The organism is Paenibacillus cellulosilyticus (genome assembly GCF_003182255.1).
In the GTDB taxonomy this organism is placed as follows: Bacteria; Bacillota; Bacilli; order Paenibacillales; family Paenibacillaceae; genus Paenibacillus_T; species Paenibacillus_T cellulosilyticus.
The window spans coordinates 1-26,690 of record NZ_QGTQ01000048.1; the positions used below are offsets into that span (position 1 = coordinate 1).

Below are 26,690 nucleotides of genomic sequence, written 5' to 3' on the forward strand. Positions count from 1 at the left end.
CCATCCACAGGTGACAGATTGCTCCGTCTTTCCCGATCTCCCCATGCGAGGAAATCGATTATCCGGTATTAGCATTCGTTTCCGAATGTTATCCCAGTCCTGCAGGCAGGTTGCCTACGTGTTACTCACCCGTCCGCCGCTAAGCAGTTTGAAAGCAAGCTTTCAAACCACTCCGCTCGACTTGCATGTATTAGGCACGCCGCCAGCGTTCGTCCTGAGCCAGGATCAAACTCTCCATAAAAGAAGTGCTTGTATAGCTCATTTAAAACATTTAAACTGACAGTTTCGCTCGTTGTTCAGTTTTCAAAGAACAATTGTATTTCGCATTGTGTTTCTCGTTGCCGGCGTGTTTCTCTCGGCCGGAATTAGAATATACCATGTACTTCATCGTTTGTGCAACTGTTTTTTATCATTTATTTTAAAAAACTTTCGATTACCCTTCCTTACACATCCGATTAACGCTGGCGGAACCACGCGCGAACGGACGCAATAATCGATAGCTGGCCTGGCTGAAGCGGTGTGGCTGCACTAGTCTTCATTGCCGCTGCGGCTAAAGGCATTGGTACAACTCCCGAACTGCTAAGCTCTTGCACGCGAGTTGGCACCACGTCAATTGTAATGCCCATCGTATGAGCGACCGTCAGCGCTTTGTCCATCGCATTACGGACGGCTAGCGACAGTGCTTGCTTCTCGTAATAGGCTGGCTGTGATACAGAATAGGTAATTCCGCCAATGTGGTTCGCCCCGTTCTCTACAGCCGCATCCACAATAGCACCCGCCTGCCCGACATTGCTTGTTGTAATTTGCAGCATGTGCGTCACTTGATAGCCACGGAATATTTGTTTGCCATCAATATAGTCATAATGGGTGTCAATCCGATATTCGACTGTTTGGATCTGTTCCTGTGGCACATTCAATTGGCGAATCGATTGGATAATACGAGTGATCGCGGCTGCGTTGTCCGCCTGAGCCGAGCGCAGCTCCGTCTTCTCGGTTATGACACCAAGTGTAATGACTGCCTGATCGGGAACCGCCGTTACTTTGCCCTCGCCTTGTACTTCGATTGTCGATCGTCCTTGATCAAGTCCATGTTCATGTCCATAACTCGTCATCTGAATCAATCTCCCTTCGAACTTCATTCTACCTATCATCCTATTCGCATGTTTGAACATTAATCCCTCTTCATGTGTAAAAAGAGAAGAGAGGTCTATCACGCCCTTCTCTCTCAACATGGACTTCTCGATCCTTATATAGCTTTCAGACAAGAAACAGAGTACATTTATGGAAAATCCTAATAGGGGGCTCATATGGATAGCCAGACGAAAAACAAACAATCGAATGAAATATTAAGTACCCTAATAGATCGAGCATTCCCGGGAGTAGAAGCCGTATCCATTAAGGAATTGACCGAAGGTTTCTTTAATGTTGCGTATATAGTTGAGCTATCCGATGGACGGGAGACGGTACTTAAAATCGCACCACCTGTAAATTCGCTCATTATGACGCATGAGCATCATATTATGAGCAGCGAGGTTGAGTCCATGCGGCTCGCAGCTGAGCAGACGGATGTGCCCGTCGCGAAAATTCTGTATTACGATAATAGTAGAGAGATTTGTAACGCGGACTATTTCTTTATGGAAAAGCTGCCCGGCCGGAGCTTCCATTCGATTATGGGCGAACTGAGCGACGAAGTGCGGCTAGGTGTTGATGTGCAGGTCGGTCAACTGAATCGCCGAATCAATTCGATCGTCGGCGAACGATTCGGTTATTTCGGTCAACCGTACAAGCAAGGCGATGTCTGGTTCGATGTATTTATGAGCATCGTTCAAGATGCAATCAACGATGCAGCTGCTTTGAACATCGATTTGACGATTGATATTCCACAGCTGCTATCTTTCCTGGAACGGGACAAGCCTCATTTTGAAGAGATTACGACACCTAGATTGGTTCACTGGGATCTATGGGCAGGCAACGTGTTCATCGAAGATGGCAAAGTGACGGGTGTGATCGACTTCGAGCGATGTATGTGGGCGGACGAGCTGCTGGAGGTCGGATTCCGGGGATTCGCGAACAATCACAGCTTTGTCGAAGGGTACGGCATTACAGAATGGACGGAAAGTCAACGAATTCGTGTGCATTGGTACGATATGTACTTGTTCCTGATCTCGGCGTTGGAATGCGATTATCGCCATTATGACGATCGAGGTGCATACGACTGGGCTACACAGATGCTAAGAGAAGGCATTCAAACAATAGCTGCTAGACAAGTTTAGGTGCACGAAAAGAGCTGATCGCGGTTAATCCGACGATCGGCTCTTCTTCATCAATAGGAAACACGAGCAGGTGTTATCAATCTGCACCTATTAAGATCTGCTGCTTACTTGCCTACTAGTACAATAATTCGGTCATCGCTAATACGCTCTATCACGCGATAACCGGCTGGTGCAGGTGTAGCAACGCCTTGAGCATTCGGCATACAGTAGTCGTTTACCGTACAAGCACCGTCATCGCGTACTTGAAGCTTGCCGATCAGACCGACCTTCACCCATTCGGGGCGCTCGCGGCGCGGCACATACACTTTGCTTGGGTCATATTCAGGGCTTAAGATCGGTTTACCGTCTACTTGCCTTAACGTCCTTCCCCACTCGTCCCTCTGGTACATTCCTTTCCAATGGAGCTCCTCAGCATCGCCGACAACAATCGGATTCGCACTAATGATCCCGAGTATAAAAGGATCCCGCTCCGTCGCCACACGGACTCGATTCCCTTCAAGCGTTACGAAGAAACCCGGTTCAATCGGTTGTCCGTCGATCGTCTCGAACATTTCGGCATAGTCCGCAGCTCCCGAGCTGAACACGGCGCCATCGATAAAAATATTGCCAAACGTTCCTTGCAGAATGATCGAATTCGTTGAGGGACCAATATCCGCACCGTTAGCGATATGGAACGAGATTGGATATAAAGCAGTACCAACCTGACCCATAATGTAGGCTCCGAATAATCCGCCCGTATTCGTAAGGAGGCCCCCTGCGAATGACGCGAAGCCGTCTGCAACTGTCCCGTTGCCAATCGAGAATGAAGCGACGCCTGATGCTGTTGTTTCTGCACCGCCAGCAAAGGAATTTTCCCCGCTCGCAACGGTTATAAGTCCTTGCGCATGAGAAGCTGCGCCCGATGCTATCGTGCGATCCCCTTCTGCGTGCGCATTCGGTCCAGTCGCTTGCGTAGCATTCCCTTCAGCGTGAGTATTAAAGCCCGAGGCAATGGTTCCATTGCCTTCAGCATGGGACGACGGTCCGATTGCTTGTGTCGCTGAACCTTCCGCATGTGCTTGATCCGAAGTAGCAGCCGTAAATGATCCTTCGGCATGCGAATTGACGCCGCTCGCAACGTTTGCATTGCCCTCCGCGTGTGCGTTATTGCCGCTGGCTGTCGTTGCATTGCCTTCCGCATGAGCAGTCAAGCCGCTAGCCACCGTAAGCAGACCTTCAGCGTGCGCAGTCGCTTCAAGCGCTTGTGTCCGATCACCTTCGGCATGCGAGTTGAGGCCTGAAGCTAACGTGCTATTCCCCTCGGTATGGGAGTTGTCACCGCTGGCTGTTGTTGCATTGCCTTCGGCATGAGCAGTTAAACCGCTGGCAACTGTAAGCAAACCTTCCGCATGAGCCGTTGCATCAAGTGCCTGCGTACGATCACCTTCGGCATGTGAGTTGACACCAGAGGCAACGGTTAAATTACCTTCGGCATGTGAATTGGTGCCTCTGGCTGTCGTCTGCAAGCCTTCGGCATGTGAGGCTTCGCCCTCTGCCACTGTACGATCGCCTTCGGCATGCGAGTTATTGCCGGAAGCAACAGTCGTGGCCCCTTCCGCGTGCGAGAAACTGCCATCCGCCTGGGTTGTTCCACCTTCCGCGTGTGAACCCTGCCCACGGGCAATCGTCCCTTCACCCTCAGCATGCGAGGCTTCCGCTTCCTCCGTCGTCAGCGTATTGCGACCTTCCGCGAAAGAGCAGGCACCGAGCGCTACAGCATTACAGCCAACCGTGATCGGCGGTCCTTGTGGACCAGGAGGCCCTGGCGGCCCCGGAGGACCAGGCGGTCCTTCTGCACTGCTAATGAACGCACTTAAGGTTTGTTGTATGTTTTGAACCGACTGCAGCAGCTCCTGACGAGTCGTGTTGTTAATGATCAGTCGCCGAACGACCGTTCTTACGTTCGTAAAGTAGATTTGCAGGTTAATTGCAGCTGCAGCTGTTTCAAGTGGAGAATGGTTGAGCTGAGCGAAGAACAGATCAATGAGTGCAAGCCTTGCCGCTTGTTGAGCTATACCAGTCTCTAAGTCTCTTAGCAAGTTATTCAAATTCAGGAGTGATCGCTGTAATTGTGAGCTGTTGATATGATTCGTGTTATTGAATGTATCTGGAATTAGCACTTCGAGAAGCGCAAGTTGTCGGAGAAATCGATTCAGTTGCTGAGGCGTAATGATGATCCTTCTGCGCCTGCGGGTTCGGTTATTTGCCCGGCATTTACATACAATAATCGCTCTACGCCGCTTATGTCGTCTTTTGCATACCTTCTTCGTTCGTGTGCTTCCAATTCCACGCTTCAACCTCTTCACCTCTCTAGTCATCCATCATATGTGTGCCAAGCGGAAGTGTCTGTACACTAACCTATCTCGCGATTCGATAGAGGTTGAGGACAACAAAAAAACCGCTGAAATTATCAGCGGCCTGTCTATCCAAAGCAGAGATTAGGTTCTACGCCTTGCATGCATGATCCGGAAAATACCGATCGCGAGCAGCACGCCGGCCAGCGCACACGTCATATCCTTTTGCGAATCGAAAGGGTCACCTTCGAGTCCAACGAACTCCGTGGCCAGCTTAGCGTTGAATATTAAAGCAGACCACGCCTCCAGCATCTCGTAGATCCCGCTAGACGCAACGATGAACGCGAAGGTTACGGCATAATTTTTCCAAAATTGCAGCTTGAAGAAATACAAGACCGATTCCCTTATCGAAAATGAGATCATCAAACCAAATCCAAAATGAACGACACGGTCATAGAACCCCCGTTTGATATGAAACGCATGCTTCATCCACTCATCAATCGGTGTATGCTGATAAGTAAAATGAGCTGCATATGCATGCATGGCAAGAAATAAAGCAATGAGGATATACGATAAATTACTGTATGGAAAAACCCGATACTTGAAGACACTCACAATAAAGTATAGAACGACAAGCGTGTTCTCAACAGCCCAATCTTTCCAGTCCTTCGGATGTATGGCCATGAGGATCCAGTAAACAACAAATCCAAATATGGTTGCCTGCAGAAGCCAATTGTCCTTAAACCGAATCTGATGACTAAGCAGCAGCCTGGACAAACCCGTTCGTCTGTATGGTTTGGCAGCTGCATGATTGTATGCCATCGGCTTAGCCCCTCTTCACGGAGAGTATCGTCATAACCACTCTTCGTTATCATCCCCGTGAACGGATCTTCCTATGCTCTGCTACACTCCTTCAGTAGATCTCCACTGTGGATAGGCGCGCAGCATGGTGAACTGTTTGGCTAAATAAGTTGGCGTATACGGCATATCGTTGCGCAGCCAAGCGACAATCGTCCCAATAAGTGCCGCAGAGCCATACCATATCGCAACATCCTTTTGTATGCCGGCATCAACCATCGAATCGTTCATGCCAAACTGTTCAATTCTCCGTTTGACGGAATCAGACAGCATCTTGAGCATCCTTTCCGTAAATACAGGGGTTCGTCTAGAACCGAGTATGACCTTATAGAACTTGGCATTGTCTGCGATATGCTCCAGCAGATTAAGCAAAATGAGCGAGTCGCCCCTATCACTGTCGATTGGTGGCGATTCATCGAGAGCACGCTGCATATCCTCCACCATTTCGTCCGCCATTTTATCCATCATATCCGGAATATCTCGATAATGCAGATAGAAAGTGACGCGGTTAATGGTCGCACGTTCTGCGATACGGTTGACCGATATTTTCTCGATCTCCATCTCTTCCAATAAATCGATAAACGCGTCCTTGAGCAGCTGTCGCGTCCGAACAATTCTCGGATCCGTGCGGGGTTTCGTATGATCCATAATCACCTTATCCTTTCCTCTGCCTGGTTAATTTACATTTTACTAATGATCTGTCGATTATGTACGACTTGCACTACGAATGATCAACATCTGATAACTAATTTACACTCTAAAAAAAAGCGTCGCTTGTAAGACTCCAAAATCGGCTTATAATCTAATTTATACAGTGTTAATTATCTAACACATTGTAAATTAAGTCTAGAGAGAATGTGGAGAGGATGGGGAAAGACTTGAGTAAAGGTAAAATTGCAGATGACAGCTCTATTAAAAAAGGGCCGATTTTGTTCGTCATGATCATTGGCGCCTTTCTTGCGACGCTCAATCAGACAATCATGAGCGTTGCTACGCCAGAGCTCATGATTGACTTTGACATTTCGGCTACTACTGCCCAATGGCTGACAACAGGCTACATGCTGGTAAACGGTGTGTTGATTCCAATCACTGCTTATCTCATGCAGCGATTCTCAACGCGTCAACTGTTCCAAACGTCAATGATAGTGTTTCTAGTCGGTACAATCGTATCCGCGTTAGCAGGCAGCTTCGAGGTGCTGCTGACAGGTCGGATGATTCAAGCAGCTGGCGCTGGTATCATCATGCCGCTGTTGATGACGGTTATTCTGACGCTGTTCCCGCCTGAAAAACGTGGCGCAGCGATGGGGTTGGTCGGTACCGCGATTATTTTCGCCCCGGCAATTGGCCCTACGCTTGCAGGTTATATTCTTGAGAATTACAAGTGGGAAACGATGTTCTACGGCATGATCCCGCTCGCGGTTATCGTTATTGTGTGTGGATTCATTTATCTTACGAATGTATCGGAACGTGTCAAATCCAAACTCGATACGATCAGCGTCGTTCTCTCGACGCTTGGCTTTGGCGCTGTGCTGTATGGCTTCAGCCGTGCAGGGAAATTGGGCTGGTCGAGTGCAGAAGTACTTATTTCCATCGCAGTTGGCGTAATTGCGCTTGCGCTCTTTACATGGAAACAGCTAGCATCGAAGAACCCGCTGCTCGATCTGCGTGCGTTCAAATACAACATGTTCACACTGACTACAATTATCAATATCGCCGTAACGATGGTTATGTACGCCGATATGATGCTGCTTCCGCTCTATCTGCAGAACGCTCGCGGTTACACCGCGATAGAATCCGGACTATTGATGCTGCCAGGCGCTCTTATCATGGGCTTCATGATGCCAGTTGCCGGCCGCCTGTTCGATAAATTCGGTGCCAAATGGCTGGCTGTTATCGGCTTGATCATTACGATCGGTACGACGGTTGGCTTCATCAATCTGACAGATTCGACTAGCTACACGTATCTGTTACTCATGTCCACAGGACGTCGAATTGGTATGGCTCTATTCCTCATGCCTATCCAAACAGCAGGCTTGAACCAGCTGCCGAATCGACTGAATGCACATGGTACGGCGATTTCCAATACGATTCGTCAAGTTGCCGGTGCGATCGGTACGTCCCTGCTCGTCACGATTATGACGAACAGCGCAACATCGCATGCTAAAGATATGGTTATGTCAGGTGAGGCTGCCGGCTGGTCGAAAGAGCAGCTTGGAATACAGGCTCAAATTCAAGGGATTAACGATTCCTACATCGTCATCATCGGAATCGGTGTCGTTGCCCTGCTGCTCTCCTTCATGATTAAGAAAGTGAAGCAAGCGTCGGACGACAAGAACACGGTTGCATTGAACAAGACGGCAACATCTGAAGCGTAATATAACGCTTATGAAGCGACTGCTTCCTCATTGATGAGGAGGCAGTTTTTTTTATCGTGCAGATCGTATCTGTTCAACTGCCATACAAGTATGGTAGTATGGCAGTTAGTAAGATAAACGTCAAACGAGGTGAGCCATTGGATTTTACAATCAAGCCGATTCAGCCAGTCTCAACACGCGATGCAGTCTATGCGGCTCTCCGCTCATTGATCTTGCAGCTGGAGCTGCCGCCAGGAGCAGCGATTTCGGAGAAAGAGATGGCGGATAAAATGGGCGTCAGCCGCACTCCGATTCGCGAAAGCTTTGTCCGGCTCTCTCAGGAAGGGCTGCTGGAGGTGTATCCGCAGCGCGGAACCTTCGTATCGCTGATCGATCCGGAGCTGGTTGAGGAAGCGCGATTTATGCGGGAGCAGCTGGAGGTCGCAGTCGTGCGACTTGCGTGCGCCGAATTCCCTGCCGAGCATCTGGCAGCGCTGGAGAGCAACCTCAGCCAGCAGCGCGCGAGTATCAGCGTACATGACTACCACCTCATGTTCGAGCTGGACGAAACGTTCCACCGAACGATCTTCGAGGGCTGCCGCAAGAGCAATACGTGGGCCGCGCTTGGCGGCATCATTACTCATCTGAATCGAAGCCGGATGCTTCGGCTGGCGGCAGATCAGCAATGGGATCATCTCTATAACCAACACCAAGGCATCGTCGACGCGATTCGAACACATGACGAGGCTGCAGCCGTACAGCTGATGACCGATCATATGCTACTGTCGGTAGCGGATCAAGCTTTGTTGAAGATGAAGTACCCGGACTATTTCAAACAATAATCAATCATTCATAAGGTGTGGAGGCGAGGATCGTTATGAAGATGGTATTTCGCTGGTTCGGTGAAGGCAACGACACTGTATCCTTGGATCAAATTCGGCAAATCCCCGGCGTTGAAGGCATTGTATGGTCACTTCACGATGTACCAGCTGGCGATGAATGGCCAATGGACAAAATCATGACCGTAAAGGAGCAGGCCGATCGTGCCGGACTTCACCTGAAGGTTGTTGAGAGCGTTAACATTCACGAGGATATTAAGCTGGGTCTGCCGTCCCGTGACCGCTACATAGAGAACTACAAGCGGACGATCGCAAAGCTGTCGCAGGTTGGCGTCGAGGTTATCTGCTACAACTTCATGCCGGTGTTCGACTGGCTGCGGACGGATCTGCACAAGGAAATGGAAGATGGCTCGACGGCGCTGTTTTATGAGAAAAGCCGCATTACGGATATTGATCCGATGGAGCTCGTGAAGCAGATCAATGAGAACTCTTCGCTAACGATGCCGGGCTGGGAACCAGAGCGCCTCGCCCATCTGACGAAGCTGTTCGAGGCGTACAAAGATGTAACCGAAGAGGATTTGTGGGCGAACTGCAAATATTTTCTCGATGAGATTATTCCAGTAGCAGCGGAGTATGGCATCCGAATGGCGATTCATCCGGACGATCCGCCATGGCCGATCTTTGGTCTGCCGCGCATCATTACGAGTCAAGCGAATATCCGCCGTTTCTTGAGCCTTCACGACAGTCCATACAATGGCATTACATTGTGCAGCGGTTCACTTGGGGCGAATCCTGCGAACGATATCGTCAGCATGGTGCATGAATTCATTGATCGGATTCCATTCACCCATATCCGCAACGTTCGTGTCTACGAGAATGGCGACTTCATCGAGACATCGCACCGTACGCAGGATGGCACAGTCGATATCGCAGGTATCGTGCAGGCGTATGCGGAGGAAGGCTTCGAAGGATTCGCTCGCCCTGACCATGGACGTCATATCTGGGGGGAAGAATGCCGTCCGGGTTACGGTCTGTATGACCGCGCACTCGGTATCATGTATCTGTGGGGCGTATGGGACAGCCATCGCAGAACGGTGCTGGCAGCGGCAGCCAAGGAAGGAACGGTGAACGTATAATGACAAGCGCAATTCATTCTTTTCCTGCTATCGCAGGCAAAGTAGTTGTTGTTACCGGTGGGGCAGGCGTATTGTGCCGCGTCATGGCGAAGGAGCTTGCACGCCAAGGCGCGCGCGTTGCAATCTTGAATCGGACGGTTGAGAAAGGCGAAGCGGTTGTCGCAGAAATTCGAGAGGCTGGCGGGACGGCGATTGCCGTCTCCTGCGACGTAACGAACGCTGACAGCGTACAGCAAGCGGCGAATATCGTGCTTGAACAGCTCGGACCGTGCGATATTCTTATTAACGGTGCAGGCGGCAACCATCCGAGCGCAAATACGACGAACGAGACGTTCTCGCTCGATGACGTGACTAACCCGAATGTCACATCATTCTTCGATCTGAGCGTGGCAGGCTTCCGTAACGTGCTCGACCTGAACTTCGTAGGTACGCTTATTCCGACACAAGCGTTTGCGAAGCAAATGCTCGGACGCGAAGGTGTATCGATCATCAACGTCTCGTCGATGAGCGCTCCTTCGCCAATGACGAAGGTTCCTGCATACAGCGCAGCGAAGTCGGCGATCGAGAATTTCAATCAATGGCTTGCCGTCCACTTGGCGGATGCAGGTATCCGCGTCAATGCGATTGCACCAGGCTTCTTCCTGACGGAGCAAAATCGCGCGCTGCTTACGAACGAGGACGGTTCGCTGACAGCACGCTCGCACAAAATCATTTCGCACACGCCGATGCGCCGCTTCGGCAAACCAGAGGATCTGCTCGGCGCGCTGCTCTGGCTCGCCGATGAAACGTTGTCCGGTTTCGTAACCGGCATCGTGGTGCCAGTTGATGGCGGATTCCTTTCTTACTCGGGCGTGTAGTGCAGGCGACTCGCTCACCCGTCTCGTATTGAGCAAACAAAAACCCTTGGAAGGCCGATATTCATCAGCCTTCCAAGGGTTTTACCGTTTACCATCCTACGGAGAGATCACCGAGGAACGGTCTTGTATCTAAATGAGCTTCGCACTCTGATATTCAATTCGTGACGGAGCGGAATACATGTCGGATGACATCACCCCGGCTTATAATACCGACCAGCACACCACTGCGTACGATCGGCACTTTTTTGATTTGCTTTTTGCCCAGAATGGCCGCAATCTGCTCAATGTCTTCATCCCAAGAGGCTACGACGACCTTGCGTTTGGCGATGACGAGTGCGTTCAAATCTAAGATGTTGCTGACCCGCTCCTCCATACATTCGGGGTCGCTCACGATCATGGTATAGTAGAAATTGCCGACAATCCGGTCATTCTTCTTGCCGATAAAACGCATAATGTCACCGTCACTAATGTAGCCGACAATCTCGTTTCTATCGTTCACAATGGGAAGTCCACTAATCGAATGGTCGATAAATTTCTCGATGACGGCGCGGACAGTGTCCCCTTCCTTCACCTTATAGACGTGGCGATTCATAATGTCGGACGCTTTCATCTTTATCGCTTCCCCTCTTCGTACGCTGCTTCTCCTCTAACACTAGTACGGCGATTCTTCCATAAAAGTTACGGTCAGTGGACCAAAAAGTGCAAATTGGGCAGTTCAACTACATAGCCCAAAACAATTATATTATTCGCCAAAATGGTGGGAAATATCCTTCTTTTCATCAAGGGAGATTAAAAGAAGTAGACAAGGAGCGATGAATTAACAAAAACCGGCACAATGTCATACATGATGACTTCTGTCCGGCTTGGCGTGGTGCGTATGGATGCGTCTGAGCGCACGCGGGATGTTTAAGGACCTCAGTAACGTTATTTTGCAAAAAAATGGCTCTTAGAACGCACTAACGGACTGTAGAAGCGTTATTATGCCCCACACTCACTCATCTAGCGCTAATTGTCCACAATAGCGTCTCCTGAGTCCGTTAGCCTCACTAGAGGATTAGGTGGAATGAATAACGTTCGTACAGTCCGTTAGAACGATAATCGTTTATAGGATTACAATGACATTCGCATGGTCGATGATTCAAACTACGCTAACCCTGTAATACGCAGGAATTGGGCGTAGCCCTCTTCCCAACGATCCCCCTGCTCGGGCTCATAGATCGCAATCGGGAACGATTCGCGAATAGCACGGCGCGCTTCCCAGATGTCCTTGAATTCGCCCTGCGCGATCCACTGCACCGCCAGGTTGCCGATTGCGCTGCCTTCGGCAGGTCCTGCCCATACTGGCTTGCCGATAGCATTCGCTGTCCACTCGCATAACAAATGATTATGAATGCCGCCGCCTACCATGTGCAGCCCATTAAAGGATTGACCCGACAGCCGCTCGGTCAACTCCAGTACGTAACGGTACTTGAACGCAAGACTCTCAAGCACGCATCGTACAATTTCGCCCGGCTTCTGCGGCACTGGTTGGTTCGTACGCTGGCAGTATTCACACACGCGTGCAGGCATATCGCCTGGTGCAAGGAACGCCGCATCGTCCGGATCGATGAAAGCAGAGAATGAAGTTGCTTCTTCTGCCAGCTTGACGAGCTCAGGGAATGTGAATGCCTGTCCGGCACGTTCCCATTCTCTGCGGCATTCTTGAATGATCCACAGCCCCATGATGTTCTTCAGCAAACGATACGTATTACCGTAGCCGCCTTCATTCGTGAAGTTGAGCTGACGCGCTTCTTCGTTCATGATTGGTTGATCGATCTCCGTACCGAGCAGCGACCACGTGCCACAGCTCAAGTAAGCGAAGGAACGCTCGATCGCTGGAACAGCTACTACAGCTGACGCCGTGTCATGCTCTGCCACCGCATACACCGGAATAGGACCAAGTCCGAGCTCTTCCTGTACCGTCTGTTGCAGTTGTCCCGCTGGTGCGCCTGGTTGGAGCACTTCTCCGAACCATGACGGCGTAAGTCCGAGCTTCTTCAGCAGCTCTTCATCCCACTTCTGCGTAAGTGGATTGTACAGCTGCGTCGTCGTTGCGTTCGAGAATTCATTGTACTTCTCGCCCGTAAGGAAGTAACGAAGCAGGTCCGGAATCATCAGGAATTGCTCTGCCGACTGCATTGCAGCCGTCCCATTCTCGCGATGCGCACTCAGCTGATAAATCGTATTGAAAGGCAAGAACTGAATACCTGTACGGGAGAAAATGTAGTCCGCGCCCAGCTCCTCCTGTACACGCTCCATCACACCGTCGTACAAGGAATCCCGGTAGTTATACGGATTGCCGAGCAGACTTCCGTCGCTCGCAATCAGGCCGAAGTCAACGGCCCAGGAATCGATGCCGATGCTGGCTAGATCGATTCCTTTATGCTTTGCCTTCAGCAGCCCCTGCTTGATCTCATGATACAGACGAAGGATGTCCCAGTGAAGACGCTTTCCAACTTGCACTGGATCATTCGGGAACCGGTGCAGCTCTTCGATCTCGATTCTGCCGTTATTCAGCTTGCCATGAATGGCCCTGCCGCTGCTAGCGCCAAGATCGAATGCAAGTATGTTCGACATAAGGTTCTAGCCCCGCTGAAGCAGAACGTTCTGCTCGTAGTCTTTAACTTCCTTGATCCATTGCTCGCGAACAGGCACGTTATTCGAAGCGCAATAGTAATCCCATACCGCGCCGAACGGATACGATTTGAATTCTTCAGTCAGTGCGAGACGAACCGTGTAGTCGCCTTCCAGCTCTGCTTTCTTGAGCGCTTCAACTGGCTCAAGCATAGCGCGGAGGAGTGCCTTGATCGTGTTGCGCGTGCCCACTACCCATGCCGCAACGCGGTTGATGCTTGCGTCGAAGAAGTCGAGGCCAATATGCGTCGTGCCGAGCAGGTCGTGACGAACGAGCTCACGGCCGATCTCAAGCAGCTCGTCGTCCATAATGACGACGTGATCGCTGTCCCAGCGCATCGGACGGCTGACGTGGAGCAGGATGCCGCTAGTGAACAGCGCCAGCGAAGACAGCTTGTTCGAGATCGTCTCCGTCGGATGGAAGTGACCCGCATCGAGACAAATCAGCTTGTCATTTTGCAAACCGTAGCCCATATAGAACTCATGCGAACCAACAACATACGCTTCCGAACCAAGACCAAACAGCTTGCTCTCAACAGCGTCGAGGTTATGCTTCGGATCGATTGGCTCTGCGAACACTTGGTCGAGCGACTCTTTCAGTCGGCGACGCGGGCTCATCCGATCAACCGGGTTGTCCTTGAAGCCGTCCGGAACCCATACGTTCGTCACGCAAGTTTGACCAAGCTGCTCACCGAAGTAAGCGCCGATCTTACGGGATGCTTTGCAATGATCGATCCAGAACTGACGGATCTCCGGATCTGGATGGCTCAGCGTAAAGCCGTCGGAAGATTTTTCATGCGAGAAGCAAGTTGGGTTGAAATCAAGGCCCAAGCCCTGCTCCTTCGCCCATGCTACCCAGCGCTCAAAATGCTTAGGCTCCAGCTGATCCAGCTCTACCTTCTCATCCGTGTCTGCGTAGATCGCGTGAAGGTTTACTTTATGTTTGCCTGGAATAAGCGAAAACGCTTTGTCGAGGTCCGCGCGCAGCTCCTCTGGCGTACGTGCAGCACCTGGATAATTACCCGTTACAGAGATGCCGCCCGACAGCTCTTGATCTTTATTCAAGAAGCCTTTGACATCGTCGCCCTGCCAGCAGTGCATCGAGACACGGATATCTGCCAATTTCTTCAGCACTTCTTCGGTGTCAATGCCATGCTGCGCGTAGAGCGCTTTTGCTGCTTCATAGGCTTGTTTTACGTTAGCATCCATCTATCTAGCCTCCAATTTCGATTCGTATGGGAATAGCGGGCACCGGTCCTCTCCGCTAAGCGATGAGGAACGGTGCCGTTGTTATCTTTTATTAGATTAACGTATTCGATTAGCGCGTGAATGCCGCTGGAACGCCGCCGTCAATCGTCAGCATGCAGCCCGTTGTTTTGTCAGCCTTCGAAGAAGCGAAGAATGCGATGCCTTCTGCGATATCCTTCGGATAAATGTTCACGAGCAGCGTCGTACGTTTACGGTAGTATTCTTCGAGTTGGTCTGGCTCAATGCCGTAAGCAGCGGCACGCTCGTTGCGCCACGAACCGTTCCAGATCGCCGATCCCTGCAAAATTGCGTCTGGCAGAATCGTGTTGACGCGGATACCGAATTCGCCGCCTTCTGCTGCGATGCAGCGAGCAAGGTGCGCTTCCAGTGCTTTGGCAGCGCTGTAAGCCGATGCGTTCTTGCCAGCATATACGGAGTTCTTCGAACCGATGAATACCATGTTACCACCAATGCCCTGCTGTTTCATCAATTTGAACGCTTCGCGAGCGACGAGGAAGTAGCCTGTGCCGAGCACGTTCATGTTCAGGTTCCATTCTTTCAGCGACGTCTCATCGAATGGGCTGGACGTTGCAAGACCTGCGTTGTTAACGATAATGTCAACGCCGCCGTATACGACTGCTACTTCAGCATAAGCCGCTTGGATCGCTTCTTCGCTCGTTACGTCCATTTTGAGTGCTATCGCACGGTTCTCGCCGAACTTCGCGTTGATTTCATCTGCAACCTTCTGAGCACCTTCCAGGTTCAGGTCAGCCAAGACAACGTGTGCGCCTTCGGATACGAGACGACGTGCTGTTTCGCTGCCGATACCGCCTGCGCCACCCGTGATGAATGCAACCTTGCGGGAGAATTCTGCTTCAGCTGGAGCCAGCGACAGTTTATACAGCTCAAGCGGCCAGTATTCGATGTTGTACGATTCGTTCTCGTTAAGCGATACGAATTGTCCCAGTGCAGTCGCGCCGCGCATAACTGCGATTGCACGGTGGTACAACGCGCCGCTTACTTGCGACAGTGCCCAGCTCTTGCCTGTGTTCACCATACCGATACCCGGAATAAGGATAACACGCGGTGCAGCTTCGAACATAACGTCGCCTTCATGCTTGTTGCGCTCGAAGTATTGTGCGTATTGCTCTTTGTAAGCTGCAACGCCTTCCTTCAGCTTCGCTTTCAGCCCTTCTACGTCATCAGCATTCGGCGTCCAGTCGATGAAGAGCGGAACAACCTTCGTGTGAACGAGGTGGTCCGGGCAAGCTGCGCCTACTTGCGACAGCTTCGGCGAGTCTTGACCGCCTACGAATGCGAGTACATCGTCTTGATCGTCGAACGAAAGAATCATTTTTTTGCTGTCGGATACCGCACCGCGGATCGTTGGCATCACTTGCGAAGCGATCTGACGACGAACGTCTGCTGGCAAAGCTGCGTGCTTCACGCCGCCGAACAGCTTCGCTTCGTTTACACGAGCTTCGATAAACGCTTCTGCTTCATTAATAATGCGAATCGTTTGTGCGTAGCTAGCTTCGGACGTTTCGCCCCAAGTAACAAGTCCGTGCTTCTCCATCAGTACCAGCTCAGCATTCGGGTTCGCGAGAACGCCTTCTGCAATCATTTTGGACAGTGTGAAGCCAGGACGAATATAGGGTACCCATACGAAACGGTCGCCGAAAATTTCTTTCGCCAGCTCTTTGCCGTTGCTTGCGCAGCAGAGGCTGATGATTGCATCCGGATGCGTATGGTCAACGTGTTTGAATGGCAGGAATGCATGCAGCAGCGTTTCGATCGAAGCACGTGGATGTTTGGAATCGACCATGCTGTGGCCGAGGTAAGCAACCATCTCTTCGTCTGTCATCTCGTCACGCTCGAAGAGCGGACGAATGTCTTCCATGCGCAAACCTGTGAAATTGCCTGCTTTCATCGAGCCGAGGTCGGAGCCGCTGCCCTTCACATACATCACTTCTACATCACGGCCGCGGAAATCCTTCTCGATCGTCTTCGTGGACGTGTTACCACCGAAAATATTGCAGACACGGCGGTCTGCGCCAATGAGATTAGAGCGATAAACCAGTTGATCAAGACCACTCGTATATTGTGCAGCTTGTTCGGCAACCCATAAACTTTTAACCATTTGTTTACCTCCGAATTTGTCTGTTTGTATTTGATAAACCCAATATAACATCTTTGTTTTTCTTTGAAAAGAGTAAAATCAAAAAAATATAAAGATTAATATTCTACCTACCTAAATCTTCAATCGTTCTACCCACCTTAAATCCTCCCTGCTAGGGAGGACCCCATGGGACTCCCCGTCCCCTGGACCCCGGAATGTTGCTGGTGGCGGGACAGCAGAGTTATGAGATGCTGCGTGCTGGGGTCGCGTACCCCTTTGGGGCAAAGCTTTTGTTCGAGCGAAAAATAAAAAGCGCGGCTTGGCCACGCTTTTTGCCGAGAGCAACTTTAGCCTAAAGACATCTAAGTAATCTATCAGGCAGATTTGTTCCATAATGTAGTATTATAGGAACAAGCTAGTGTAAGGAGTGATTTTATGAAGCAAAAGCAAGCAGGATTCGTTTTGTTAGTGCTAGCAATGATGTCTTTCGTTTCAGCATGCAGCAGTACAAATGAAACCACGAGGACTGAAGCTCCCGTGGAAACCCTCGAAAATGACCAAGTAAAAGCGTCTCACCATTATGATATAAACACGAATCCTGTTGAGGAACACGTTGAAAAGTTCTCTTATCTGAAACAGTTGTCTGAAGAGAAGCAGGAAGCTTTTACTCAATTTAAAGTGGATTGGAACTTGAATACCCTTACCAATTTTACACCTGAGGATATGATGCTGATTTATTTGTACTGTATATCAATAGGCGACCCGGACTTGATATATGCGATTACTTTCAATGGAGGACAACTGCCTGACCAAGATAAATTCCGGGAAGATTATTTCGAGTATGTAATGAATTATGATTCCGAAATAGCAATGCATTACAGATATTATGATTCTATTAGAGTGGATGAAAGCACGGCCGAGGAGAATAAGGTAGCGGTAGTTATTACGGTTAGTTTGGAGAACTCGACTCAATCTATGGCTTTGGGGCTGCAGAAAGAAGATCAAGTATGGAAGCTGGATATCTATCATTTGATAAAGTCATATATAGATAAAGCGAGTAAAACAAAATAGTTAAACCGAATTCGAATAGCCTGGTTTATATAATAATGGTGAGATCTTCGCTTTTCTGAGCAGGAACATTTAGGATCATCGCGGTGAACCGTGACACATTAATGCACTAGAGATTAGAAACTGTTTTAACGGTAAACGAAAGTTTCATACAAATCTAGAAGACAGCAATCCAAAAAAAGCGCGGCTGAGCCGCGCTTTTCTCTTTGCTAAAACCACGTAACGTGGTCCCATTATTAAATTTGTTGGAATTCAATGTAGTCGAACTGGATGCCCGGCTTGATGAATTCAAGCGTCAGCGCATAGCTGCCTGCTTCGAGTTCAACCTTCACTAGGTTGCGCTTGAACCATTTGCCATCCGTTCCGTTCGTCTGAGCCGTTGTGATGACTTGGCCATTCAGCAGTACGTTGCAAGCGCTTTGCGCCAAGCCGTTATCTGGCGACATCATACGGCCAATCAGTCGATATTGGCCCGCTTCTGCAACGTTCAGGACGACAGTGCCGTCCTTCACCGGCTTCACTTGTGCATCTTCAACGATGCTGTGGCCCGCTTGCTGTTCCGAAGAAGCGTTGACTTTCACAGCTTCAGCAGCCTTGATCTGCTGATTGCGCGAGAATACAGGCGCTTGGCGGATGAAGTTCAGAATGTTGATCGCGCTGCGCTGCAGCTCGCCGCGCGTCAGCGTGCCGTTCGCGAGCGATTCGATCGTATTGTCTTCTGTCGTGTTCGCTTCAGCACCATAGTTGTCGACAACCATGTACAGATCATTTTGCGCGCGAACCATGTGGTTCGTGAAACGTGCATCAGCATGACCGCCGCTGACAACATCATTCATCTTCGCCCACCAGTCGGTCATAACGATGCCCGTGTAGCCCCACTGACCGCGAAGAATCGTCGTGTTCAGATCGTAGTTCGACGCTGCCCAGTGTCCGTTAACCGGGTTGTACGACGTCATGATCGATTGCGCGCCGCCCTCTTTAACAGCCATTTCGAACCCTTTCAGGTAGATCTGGCGCAATGCACGCTCGGATACAGCAGCGTCAACCTGCGTACGATACTTCTCTTGGCTGTTGCAAGCAAAGTGCTTCAGCGTTGCGTTCGAACCTCCCTTGCGAATACCAACTACATTCGTGATCGCGAACAGACCCGTAACGAGCGGATCCTCCGAGAAATATTCGAAGTTCCGGCCGTTGAGCGGACTGCGGCGAAGGTTCATGCCCGGTCCGAGCAGCGTGTCGATGTCGTTGCTGAGCAGCTCTTTGCCTTCGAGTACATAAAGCTCCTCGATCAGCGGCAGGTTCCATGTCGCAGCAAGCAGCGTACCGATTGGCACCTGTGTTGCTTTATGGCCGCTATCCATCCGAATGCCGGATGGGCCGTCCGCTGTACAAGCAACAGGAATGCCGTAGCTGCGCAGACCTTCGCTTACGCCGCCGAATGCCGAAGCAGTACCTGGCGTTACGAGCGGACTAACCATGCCTTCGCCGCGAACAAGAACTGCAAGCTCTTCGTTAGACAGCTGTGCCACGAACGCATCCATGTTGATTTTACCTTCTTGAACATCACGCAGCTTATAGCCTAGGTCGCCTGTATGATCCAATGTTGCAGGCATGCGCTCGGCAATACGCTCTGCGAGCGATGCTTGTGCTGTAGGCACTGCTTCATAGGTCAATTCGTATGTGCCATCCGACTTGCGTGCACCTGGTTTCATGCGCGTGAAGTTTTCCGTTGGCGCAAGTGCTTCTTCGAGCTGCTCGACAACGACAACCTCGTTCACTTGGTAGCCGCTTTGACCGTCAACCGGTACTTGTACGACATCCTTGACACTGTTACCGGCATACAGGTTGTAAACACCTGATTCCAGCACATAAGCCGAACGATGCCCTGTTACGCCTGCATCATCGTAGGACGCCATCAGGTTTATCGAAAACGTTACCGATACTTTCGTAGACTCACCCGGCTGAAGCAGTTTGGTCTTCGTAAATGCCGCCAGCTGCTTCGCTGGTTGGCCCAATTTGCCTTGTGGTGCTTCGTAGTACACTTGCAGTACTTCTTGGCCAGCATATTGGCTGCCCGTGTTCGTGATTGTTGCGCTCAGTTCGATCTGATCGCCTACAACCTTTGCACCTTCTGGCTCAATCTTAAACGTTGTATAGGACAGGCCATAGCCGAACGGATACTGCACTTTCTCAGGGCAGAACGTCTCGAAATAACGATAGCCTACATAAATATCTTCTTGGTAGAAGTTGCGAGTATCGCTGCCGTAGTTCGCAGTCGAAGGATAGTCGTCGATCGAATAGGCAATCGTATCGGTCAACTTGCCGCTTGGCGTTACGTCGCCAACGAGAACGTCCGCAATCGCATTGCCGCCTTCCATACCGCCGTGCCAGGAATAGATAATTGCCGAAATCGGATGAGCATATGCAGCGTTATCTACCCAGCTCATATCAATAATATTCGAAACGTTGATGACAACGATCGTTTTCTCGAACTGTGCCGTAACGAGCTTTAGCATCGTCTTTTCATCTTCTGTCAGCTGATAACTGCCTGGCTCGTTAGCGTTATCTTGGTCTTCACCCGCCGTGCGACCGATGACGATAATCGCTTTATCGGACTTGCTTCTGGCATCAGCCACAAGCTCTTCCGTCAGCGGCATTTCTTTCTGGAACCATGGTTCAGCCGCCCAGCCGCCACCGCCGTTATCAAACGGGTTCTGCTCGATCCACTTCTCATACACCGATGCGAGCGATTCATTGAGCGCAATGCCCGACTTCTGGCGCAGTCCGCCAAGCAGGTTCGTCGTGTAAGGCACGTTAACGCTGCCGCCTGATCCGGTACCACTGCGATAATAATTGACTTGAACGCGTCCGAATATCGATGCAGAGTCACCCGAGGTTAGCGGTAACACTTGATTATCGTTACGAAGCAAAACAGCGCCTTCTGCTGCAACCTTCCGGCTGAATTCAGCAAACCCTGGCAAAGGAATTCCTATTGTCTTCTCTGTATTCAACATTTTCCCTCCACTTGATGCTTTTGTATGATTTTAACAGATTATCTATCTATCACACAAACGCACCCTATCCTTGCGCATACGAACGGTCACGAACGCATGAACAGTATCAAGAAATTGTACCACAAACCTCCCATTCATTAAACTACAGTAATCAACGGGATTGTAAATGGACAGGACAGCCTCCTCTATTCTTCTTCCCCCTGTGATATGGATTTATCGAACATAGCAGAATCCCGTTAGTTATGAGCAGAAATCCGACTTCTTACGCATAGTCCCTCTGCTGTAAACTTTGAGACATAGACATCAGCTACTACGAGAGGGGATAGCAGGAATGAAGCAGCTTGCTGTATTAACGAATGAGCAGATGGAACAGTTCGAGAAGGAAGGTTATCTCATTGTAAAAGGCGTATGGAACGCCGAAGAGGTTGCCGAAATTCAGCAAACATTTGACGAGATAGGTGAAAGCACGGTCCCAGGCTTCTTCGAGCCGGACCTGTCCGAGGCGAATCAAGATCCGTTACGACGTTATCCACGCGTTATGCATCCGCATCGTTTCAACGATGTGAGCAAGAAATATATGCTTCATCCCGCGGTCATTCAGATTCTGGAGGATCTGTACGGTGAAGAAGCACTCGCTGCGCAAAGTATGTTCTATTACAAGCCCCCAGGCTCACGTGGTCAGGCGCTTCATCAGGATAACTTCTATTTGAAGGTCGAGCCAGGCAACTGTATTGCGGCATGGGCTGCGATTGACCGATGCGACGAGGAGAACGGCTGCATGCTGCTCGTACCGAAAACGAATACGTATGAGATTGTGTGTCCAGATGAATCAGACTCGAAAGAATCATTCACAACCCATTATGTGAAGCCGCCGAAGGACGAAAAGCCGATTGCAGCCGTTATGGAGCCAGGCGATATTCTATTCTTCAACGGTAATCTCATTCATGGCTCGTACCGTAACAAAACCAAGGATCGCTTCCGCCGCTCGTTCATTTCCCATTACGCGAATGTGAGCGCGACCCGTATTTCCCATTGGTACAATCCGCTCTATCGCGCGAATGGCGAGGCACTCACTTTGGAGGGTAATCCCGATGGAGGTCCGTGCGGAATTGAGACACCAGCCTATCACTAAGCATACTTCTACCCTCGATATCCATATGTCTTGGTGGGGAATGTCGAATCTGCTATTCGACGGCCGCGAGCTAACTATGGAAGAACAATTTCGGCTCATTGCGGATTCTGGCTTCCAAGGCATCGATGCCTTCACGCCTGAGCCTGGCGAATCAGCCGAGCAATGGCGGGCACTATTGGAGCAGTATGGTTTGGCGCTCAGCGTAAACGTCTATCCAACATCACTCGACGATATGAAGGCTGCACTTGATCGCGCGGCGGCTTATGGCAGCATCAAGGCCGTCAATGTGCAGGTGATGACGCCTTTTGTAATCGGTGAAGCAGCCGTAACACTGCTCTCTGGCATTGCTAGTCTTGCCGATGAATACAAGCTGCCGATCAATATTGAAACGCATCGCGGAACAATTACGCAGGATCTCATTCGCACGGCCGAGTACGTCGAGCGCATTCCAAACTTGCGCTTGACCGCAGACCTGTCCCATTACGTGCTGGCTGGCGAAATGCTGAACGTTCCTGAGCAGGCTGAGGCCTACTTCCAGCTGCTGCTCTCGCGTGCAGACTGCATTCATGCCCGTCTATCGAATGGCGAGCAGATTCAGGTCGACATCGGCACGGATGGTTCGCATCCGATGCTGGATCGGTATGGCCAATGGTGGAAGGATGGCATGCGCAGCTGGCGTCAATCGCATCCCGAAGGAGGCTCTCTGCTGTTCATTCCAGAGCTTGGCCCTCCGCCTTATGCGATTACGATCGACGAGCCTTCGAGTCGAAAGCGAGAAATTAGCGATCGTTGGGAACAATCGCTGACCCTGATGCGATATGCGCGATCGTTGTGGGATTCCATCGAATAGTAACAGGCGGCTCCACTTGTGGAAGCCGCCTGTTTTATTTTAAATAGAGCGCCGTTTCAACAGCTTCACGCCGTTGACTGGCAATTCGAATGTTGCTGCTACGGAATCGCCCGATTCCATATCGCTGTAGCTGCGCTCGTCGAGCTCGATCTGCTGCGACTCGCCGCTGAAGTTCATCAGGAACACGTAATCTGTTGTGCCATCTGTGCGAACAGCAGCGGACACACCGTTCGGCAATTCTGTCTGCAACGCACGGCTAACGCCCGCTTCTGCAGCAACAGCCGTGTAGAAGTCATTAAGGAAGTCGTCCTTCAGACGTGCTGCCATATAATAAGCGCGGCCCTCGCCCAGACGGTTCAACGTCAGCGCTGGTCGACCAGCATAGAAGTCGTCCGTATAGACGCCAAGCACTTCAGCGCCTTCCGTATGGATCAATTCACAAATCTCGTGCGCTTCGTACGTACCGCTAAGACCCAATTCATTGCTCGCCGACAGCTCCAGCCCATTGCGATCATAGTCGTACAAGCCTTCGATTTCTTCTGCCCAGATGCCAAGCGTCTTGCGCAGCGGTCCTGGGAATCCGCCAAGGTGGCAAAGATCGCTCTCATCTACGACGCCGGACCAATAAGTCGTGACGAGCGTTCCGCCCTGCTCGACGAATTGCTCCAGCTTGCGTCCCGTCTCTTCGCGGCATAGGTAGAGCATTGGCGCAATGATCAGTGTGTAGCCGTCGAACGAATCCTCGGAGCCAATAATATCGGTTGCAATGCCCTGCTTCCACAGCGCACGGTGATGTGCGTAGACCGTTTCTTCGTATTTGATGCCCATGTTGCGAGGTCCTTGCGAATCCTTCACCGCCCAGCGGTTATCCCAATCGAACAGGATGGCCGTCTCAGATGGCGTCGCCGATCCCACAACCTCGGAGATATTTTTCAGCGTCTGACCCAGATAAGCAACGTCTTGGAAGACGCGCGTATGCTCATGGCCAACATGGTCGACAACTGCGCCATGGAACTTCTCGCTGGAGCCGCGGCTCTTGCGCCATTGGAAATATTGCACGGAGTCCGAGCCATGCGCCACAGCCTGCAGCGAAGACAACTGGTGCATGCCCGGACGCTTCAGCTTGCTGACCGGCTGCCAGTTCGTAAGGCTTGGCGTGCTTTCCATGAGCAGGAAAGGCTTACGCTTCAAAGAGCGGTACAGATCATGGTAGAACGCAACGGATGCGGCGAGCTGGCTGTCGTCTTTGTATTCATGCCAAGTCGGGTAAGCGTCCCATGAGATGACGTCGAGAATTTCAGAGAACTTGCGGTAATCCAGACCTTCAATCATATGCATGTTCGTCGTTGCTGGCAGCGATGGGTTAACACCACGTACCGAATCGATCTCATGACGGCAGAAGTCTACTGTCTGTGCCGTTACGAAACGACGCCAATCCAAGTTATGGCCGTGTACCATCATTTCACCATGTTGAGCAGGTGACTCCACTTGGCTCCAGCTCGTATACGTATGTGCCCAGAACGATGTCCACCACGCTTTATTCAGCTCTTCAAGCGTGCCATACTTCTCTTTCAGCCAATCACGGAAAGCTTCTTGACAGTAATCGCAATGGCAGTCGCCGCCGAACTCATTGGAGATGTGCCAGCCAATAACGGCAGGATGGTTGCCGTAACGCTCTGCCAATTTGCCATTCAGAATGCTTGTCTTCTCCCGATACACCGGCGAAGTGTAGCAATGATTATGGCGCATTCCGTGAAGGTTACGCACGCGGTTCGCTTCTACGCGGAGAACCTCAGCATATTTCTCCGACATCCAAGCCGGACGTGCGCCGCTTGGCGTTGCAAGCCAAGCATAGATGCCGTTCGCCGCGAAACGATCCAGCACCTGGTCCATCCATTCGAATGTGAAACGCCCTTCCTCTGGCTCAAGTGAGGCCCATGAGAAAATACCAATGGCCATTACATTACAGCCTGCCAGCTTCATGAGGCGAATATCTTCTTCTAGAACAGCGGGATCGTGCAGCCATTGATCCGGATTATAATCAGCACCGTGCATTAGTACTGGAAGCTTCGAACTGATTGGTGCGTGTTGTTGTGACATGATAGTCACGCTCCTTCAAATTATCGTCAAATTCACTCATCAATGATTTGATTATAGATAGGAATGCACATATAATCATTGAACTTTCCATCCACAAAATCGTACAATATGAACATTACGAATGGAGGGATCCTCGATGATGCCATTTCTGCTCGCGGAATTCGCTAACTTAGAACAGGTTCTGCCCCTCTATGTCCGCGTTATCGGCAACCATGCCCAGCGTCATCTGACTCGTCCAGACGGCTATCCTGCTCACCAGCTGTTCTTGTCGCGCAGCGGACGAGGCGTGTTCATCATAGACGGGCAGCAAACAATCGCAATGACGAAAGGTACACTTCTGCTGCTGCCGGCAGATACGCCACATGAGTATTATTCCGACAGTCCGCACGAGGAATGGGATCTTGGCTTCATTGGCTTCCACGGCACTGCAGCAGGTCCTATGCTTCAACAAATGAACGATTTGCTGCTCACTGCGATCCCGATTTCGAATTTCAATCAGCTGTGGGAGCAGCTCGAATCGCTTTGGCATTTGCTCCATTCCAATGGCGAGAGCGCCTACTGGGAATCATCCAAGCGAATCTATGGGATGTTGATTAGCCTATTAGAGAATCAATATACGGATCGCAAATTGGGCAAAAGCACCATCACGTCCAGCCACTCGAACACCGCGCTGCAGACGGCGGTCAATCTCATGCATGATCATTACAACGAGCGGCTGCTGCTGTCGAATGTCGCACGGGCAGCCGGCTATTCCGTTCAGCACTTCCACCGGCTGTTCGTCGCCAGCTTCGGTATGACACCGCAGCAATATATGCTGCAGCTTCGCATGCGCATCGCGGTTCAACTATTCGAGGACTATCCTAATATGGCCGTAGAGAAGGTCGCCGAGCGGGTCGGCATGGACACCAGCTATTTCATTCGCATGTTCAAGCGGACGTATGGAACGACGCCTAAGCAGTATTTGAAGAAGTGAACCGATTTAACCAATGGACTGATCTTCTCGCTGCTTCATATGAATCGTGTGCGCTTTCTGACACGGCTAAGAAGAGCACCTCTTACGAGATCAATGATAGTTTTAAATTAGAGAAAAGTTAGGTAGACTAATTCATAAAAAAAGAGAAAGGATAGGGTTCGGTAAATGGAGGAGAAACAAAATGATTATAAATATGTACAACAACATCTTGCTAATGAGCGAACTTTTCTGGCATGGATACGTACGTCGATTACGATCATCGGGCTTGGTTTTCTAGCTGCAGGAGTCGTCTTTCGCACCACCACCTTTGAGCATTATGGGCATTCAATTGCTGCGATCATCGGAATTGGCTCGGTAATAATCGGATGTACAATCATCTATATGGCAACTGTCGATTATAGCAAGAAGCAGCGAGGGATAAACGAAGAGACATTCCAATCACCGAAAACCATTATATGGTTTACCACAATAGGAATGGCATTAGTATCTGTTTTTTTGTTGATTCTGGTCATCTTACTCTTACTTTATTAGAAGTGAGAATACTGTGCCAAAATAACGGAGGCGATGGCGAGTCATTATGCGGACTATCCCGGCGTCGTGGGCTGGCAGAACGACAACGAGCTAAACGCAGAAGGCGATACCTTCTACTCGGATGCGGACGATGCGTCGTTCCGTGTATGGTTTTGAGCCATACGGCGTGAAGGTGTTGGCGTTGAACTAATAATAAATAAAGAAGCTGTTCCCCATCTATGAACTATGACCCGTAAGAAGGACACTTTTAAAAAAGTGACCCTCTTACGGGTCATTTGTGTTTTAATCAAGGGAAGAGGAGTGGATCGGATTGGGGAAAGTGCAACGGATCA

The 26,690-nt window shown here is 50.5% G+C and carries 20 protein-coding genes, 1 rRNA gene and 1 pseudogene; 11 read left to right on the forward strand and 11 right to left on the reverse strand.

What is annotated here, in order from left to right; genetic code table 11:
- Together DFQ01_RS29805 and DFQ01_RS29810 are read right to left on the reverse strand one after the other, a co-directional pair.
- Positions 1 to 241 (reverse strand): 16S ribosomal RNA (locus DFQ01_RS29805); the annotation flags it as partial.
- Positions 242 to 455: 214 nt separating this feature from the next.
- Positions 456 to 1,139, reverse strand: a complete 684-nt coding sequence (locus DFQ01_RS29810; protein ID WP_245946941.1) for an SIMPL domain-containing protein — start codon at positions 1,137 to 1,139, stop codon at positions 456 to 458.
- A 168-nt stretch (positions 1,140 to 1,307) separates the two neighbouring features.
- Between DFQ01_RS29810 and DFQ01_RS29815 the strand changes: the two genes are divergently transcribed.
- Positions 1,308 to 2,273: a phosphotransferase family protein gene (locus DFQ01_RS29815; protein WP_110047564.1), complete on the forward strand. Its 966-nt coding sequence runs from the start codon at positions 1,308 to 1,310 to the stop codon at positions 2,271 to 2,273.
- A 104-nt stretch (positions 2,274 to 2,377) separates the two neighbouring features.
- On the opposite strand, the gene DFQ01_RS29820 is transcribed toward DFQ01_RS29815, so the two are convergent.
- The 3 genes from DFQ01_RS29820 to DFQ01_RS29830 all read right to left on the reverse strand — a co-directional run bounded on the left by DFQ01_RS29820 (position 2,378) and on the right by DFQ01_RS29830 (position 6,112).
- Positions 2,378 to 4,630 (reverse strand): peptidase G2 autoproteolytic cleavage domain-containing protein, encoded by a 2,253-nt coding sequence (locus DFQ01_RS29820; RefSeq protein WP_110047565.1) that lies wholly within the window; start codon positions 4,628 to 4,630, stop codon positions 2,378 to 2,380.
- 120 nt (positions 4,631 to 4,750) lie between these two features.
- Positions 4,751 to 5,428, reverse strand: coding sequence for a DUF2238 domain-containing protein (locus DFQ01_RS29825; RefSeq protein WP_110047566.1), 678 nt, complete (start codon positions 5,426 to 5,428; stop codon positions 4,751 to 4,753).
- Between the two features lie 81 nt (positions 5,429 to 5,509).
- Positions 5,510 to 6,112 (reverse strand): TetR/AcrR family transcriptional regulator, encoded by a 603-nt coding sequence (locus DFQ01_RS29830; RefSeq protein ID WP_110047567.1) that lies wholly within the window; start codon positions 6,110 to 6,112, stop codon positions 5,510 to 5,512.
- Between the two features lie 218 nt (positions 6,113 to 6,330).
- On the opposite strand from DFQ01_RS29830, the gene DFQ01_RS29835 reads away from it, so the two are divergent.
- From DFQ01_RS29835 to DFQ01_RS29850, 4 genes are all read left to right on the forward strand, one after another.
- Positions 6,331 to 7,839 carry a DHA2 family efflux MFS transporter permease subunit gene (locus tag DFQ01_RS29835; RefSeq protein ID WP_110047568.1) on the forward strand — a complete coding sequence of 503 codons (1,509 nt, stop codon included), beginning with the start codon at positions 6,331 to 6,333 and terminating at the stop codon, positions 7,837 to 7,839.
- 98 nt (positions 7,840 to 7,937) lie between these two features.
- The gene (locus tag DFQ01_RS29840; protein WP_110047583.1) at positions 7,938 to 8,660 is read left to right on the forward strand and encodes a GntR family transcriptional regulator; all 723 of its coding nucleotides are present in this window, start codon (positions 7,938 to 7,940) and stop codon (positions 8,658 to 8,660) included.
- A 35-nt stretch (positions 8,661 to 8,695) separates the two neighbouring features.
- Positions 8,696 to 9,793: a mannonate dehydratase gene (gene uxuA / locus DFQ01_RS29845; RefSeq protein ID WP_110047569.1), complete on the forward strand. Its 1,098-nt coding sequence runs from the start codon at positions 8,696 to 8,698 to the stop codon at positions 9,791 to 9,793.
- On the forward strand, positions 9,793 to 10,650 hold the full coding sequence (locus DFQ01_RS29850; protein ID WP_110047570.1) for an SDR family oxidoreductase: 858 nt from the start codon (positions 9,793 to 9,795) through the stop codon (positions 10,648 to 10,650). The genes uxuA and DFQ01_RS29850 overlap by 1 nt, the downstream gene beginning before the upstream one ends.
- Positions 10,651 to 10,804: 154 nt before the next feature.
- On the opposite strand, the gene DFQ01_RS29855 is transcribed toward DFQ01_RS29850, so the two are convergent.
- The 4 genes from DFQ01_RS29855 to DFQ01_RS29870 form a co-directional block, all read right to left on the reverse strand.
- Positions 10,805 to 11,260 carry a CBS domain-containing protein gene (locus tag DFQ01_RS29855; RefSeq protein ID WP_110047571.1) on the reverse strand — a complete coding sequence of 152 codons (456 nt, stop codon included), beginning with the start codon at positions 11,258 to 11,260 and terminating at the stop codon, positions 10,805 to 10,807.
- A 533-nt stretch (positions 11,261 to 11,793) separates the two neighbouring features.
- Entirely contained in the window at positions 11,794 to 13,266 is a 1,473-nt protein-coding gene (locus DFQ01_RS29860) for a rhamnulokinase (RefSeq protein ID WP_110047572.1), read from the reverse strand.
- 6 nt (positions 13,267 to 13,272) lie between these two features.
- Positions 13,273 to 14,532, reverse strand: coding sequence for an L-rhamnose isomerase (rhaA, locus tag DFQ01_RS29865; protein WP_110047573.1), 1,260 nt, complete (start codon positions 14,530 to 14,532; stop codon positions 13,273 to 13,275).
- 109 nt (positions 14,533 to 14,641) lie between these two features.
- Positions 14,642 to 16,711 carry a bifunctional aldolase/short-chain dehydrogenase gene (locus DFQ01_RS29870; protein ID WP_110047574.1) on the reverse strand — a complete coding sequence of 690 codons (2,070 nt, stop codon included), beginning with the start codon at positions 16,709 to 16,711 and terminating at the stop codon, positions 14,642 to 14,644.
- A gap of 414 nt (positions 16,712 to 17,125) precedes the next feature.
- On the opposite strand from DFQ01_RS29870, the gene DFQ01_RS29875 reads away from it, so the two are divergent.
- The gene (locus tag DFQ01_RS29875; protein ID WP_110047575.1) at positions 17,126 to 17,761 is read left to right on the forward strand and encodes a hypothetical protein; all 636 of its coding nucleotides are present in this window, start codon (positions 17,126 to 17,128) and stop codon (positions 17,759 to 17,761) included.
- Positions 17,762 to 17,994: 233 nt separating this feature from the next.
- Here the strand turns inward: DFQ01_RS29875 and DFQ01_RS29880 are convergent, their stop codons facing one another.
- A complete protein-coding gene (locus tag DFQ01_RS29880) occupies positions 17,995 to 20,772 on the reverse strand; it encodes a glycoside hydrolase family 3 C-terminal domain-containing protein (protein ID WP_110047576.1) in 2,778 nt (925 codons plus the stop codon).
- A gap of 331 nt (positions 20,773 to 21,103) precedes the next feature.
- On the opposite strand from DFQ01_RS29880, the gene DFQ01_RS29885 reads away from it, so the two are divergent.
- Positions 21,104 to 21,904 carry a phytanoyl-CoA dioxygenase family protein gene (locus DFQ01_RS29885; protein ID WP_110047577.1) on the forward strand — a complete coding sequence of 267 codons (801 nt, stop codon included), beginning with the start codon at positions 21,104 to 21,106 and terminating at the stop codon, positions 21,902 to 21,904.
- A 40-nt stretch (positions 21,905 to 21,944) separates the two neighbouring features.
- Positions 21,945 to 22,754 carry a sugar phosphate isomerase/epimerase family protein gene (locus tag DFQ01_RS29890; RefSeq protein WP_245946942.1) on the forward strand — a complete coding sequence of 270 codons (810 nt, stop codon included), beginning with the start codon at positions 21,945 to 21,947 and terminating at the stop codon, positions 22,752 to 22,754.
- A 39-nt stretch (positions 22,755 to 22,793) separates the two neighbouring features.
- Here DFQ01_RS29890 and DFQ01_RS29895 read toward each other — a convergent pair whose 3' ends face one another.
- On the reverse strand, positions 22,794 to 24,854 hold the full coding sequence (locus DFQ01_RS29895) for a beta-galactosidase (protein WP_110047578.1): 2,061 nt from the start codon (positions 24,852 to 24,854) through the stop codon (positions 22,794 to 22,796).
- Positions 24,855 to 24,990: 136 nt separating this feature from the next.
- Between DFQ01_RS29895 and DFQ01_RS29900 the strand changes: the two genes are divergently transcribed.
- The 3 genes and pseudogenes from DFQ01_RS29900 to DFQ01_RS29910 form a co-directional block, all read left to right on the forward strand.
- Complete coding sequence (locus tag DFQ01_RS29900) at positions 24,991 to 25,827, forward strand: AraC family transcriptional regulator (RefSeq protein ID WP_110047579.1); 837 nt, start codon at positions 24,991 to 24,993, stop codon at positions 25,825 to 25,827.
- Between the two features lie 165 nt (positions 25,828 to 25,992).
- Positions 25,993 to 26,358, forward strand: coding sequence for a YidH family protein (locus tag DFQ01_RS29905; RefSeq protein WP_110047580.1), 366 nt, complete (start codon positions 25,993 to 25,995; stop codon positions 26,356 to 26,358).
- An 18-nt stretch (positions 26,359 to 26,376) separates the two neighbouring features.
- Positions 26,377 to 26,514 (forward strand): annotated as a pseudogene (locus DFQ01_RS29910) (beta-galactosidase); the annotation flags it as partial.
- Positions 26,515 to 26,690 lie beyond the last annotated feature (176 nt).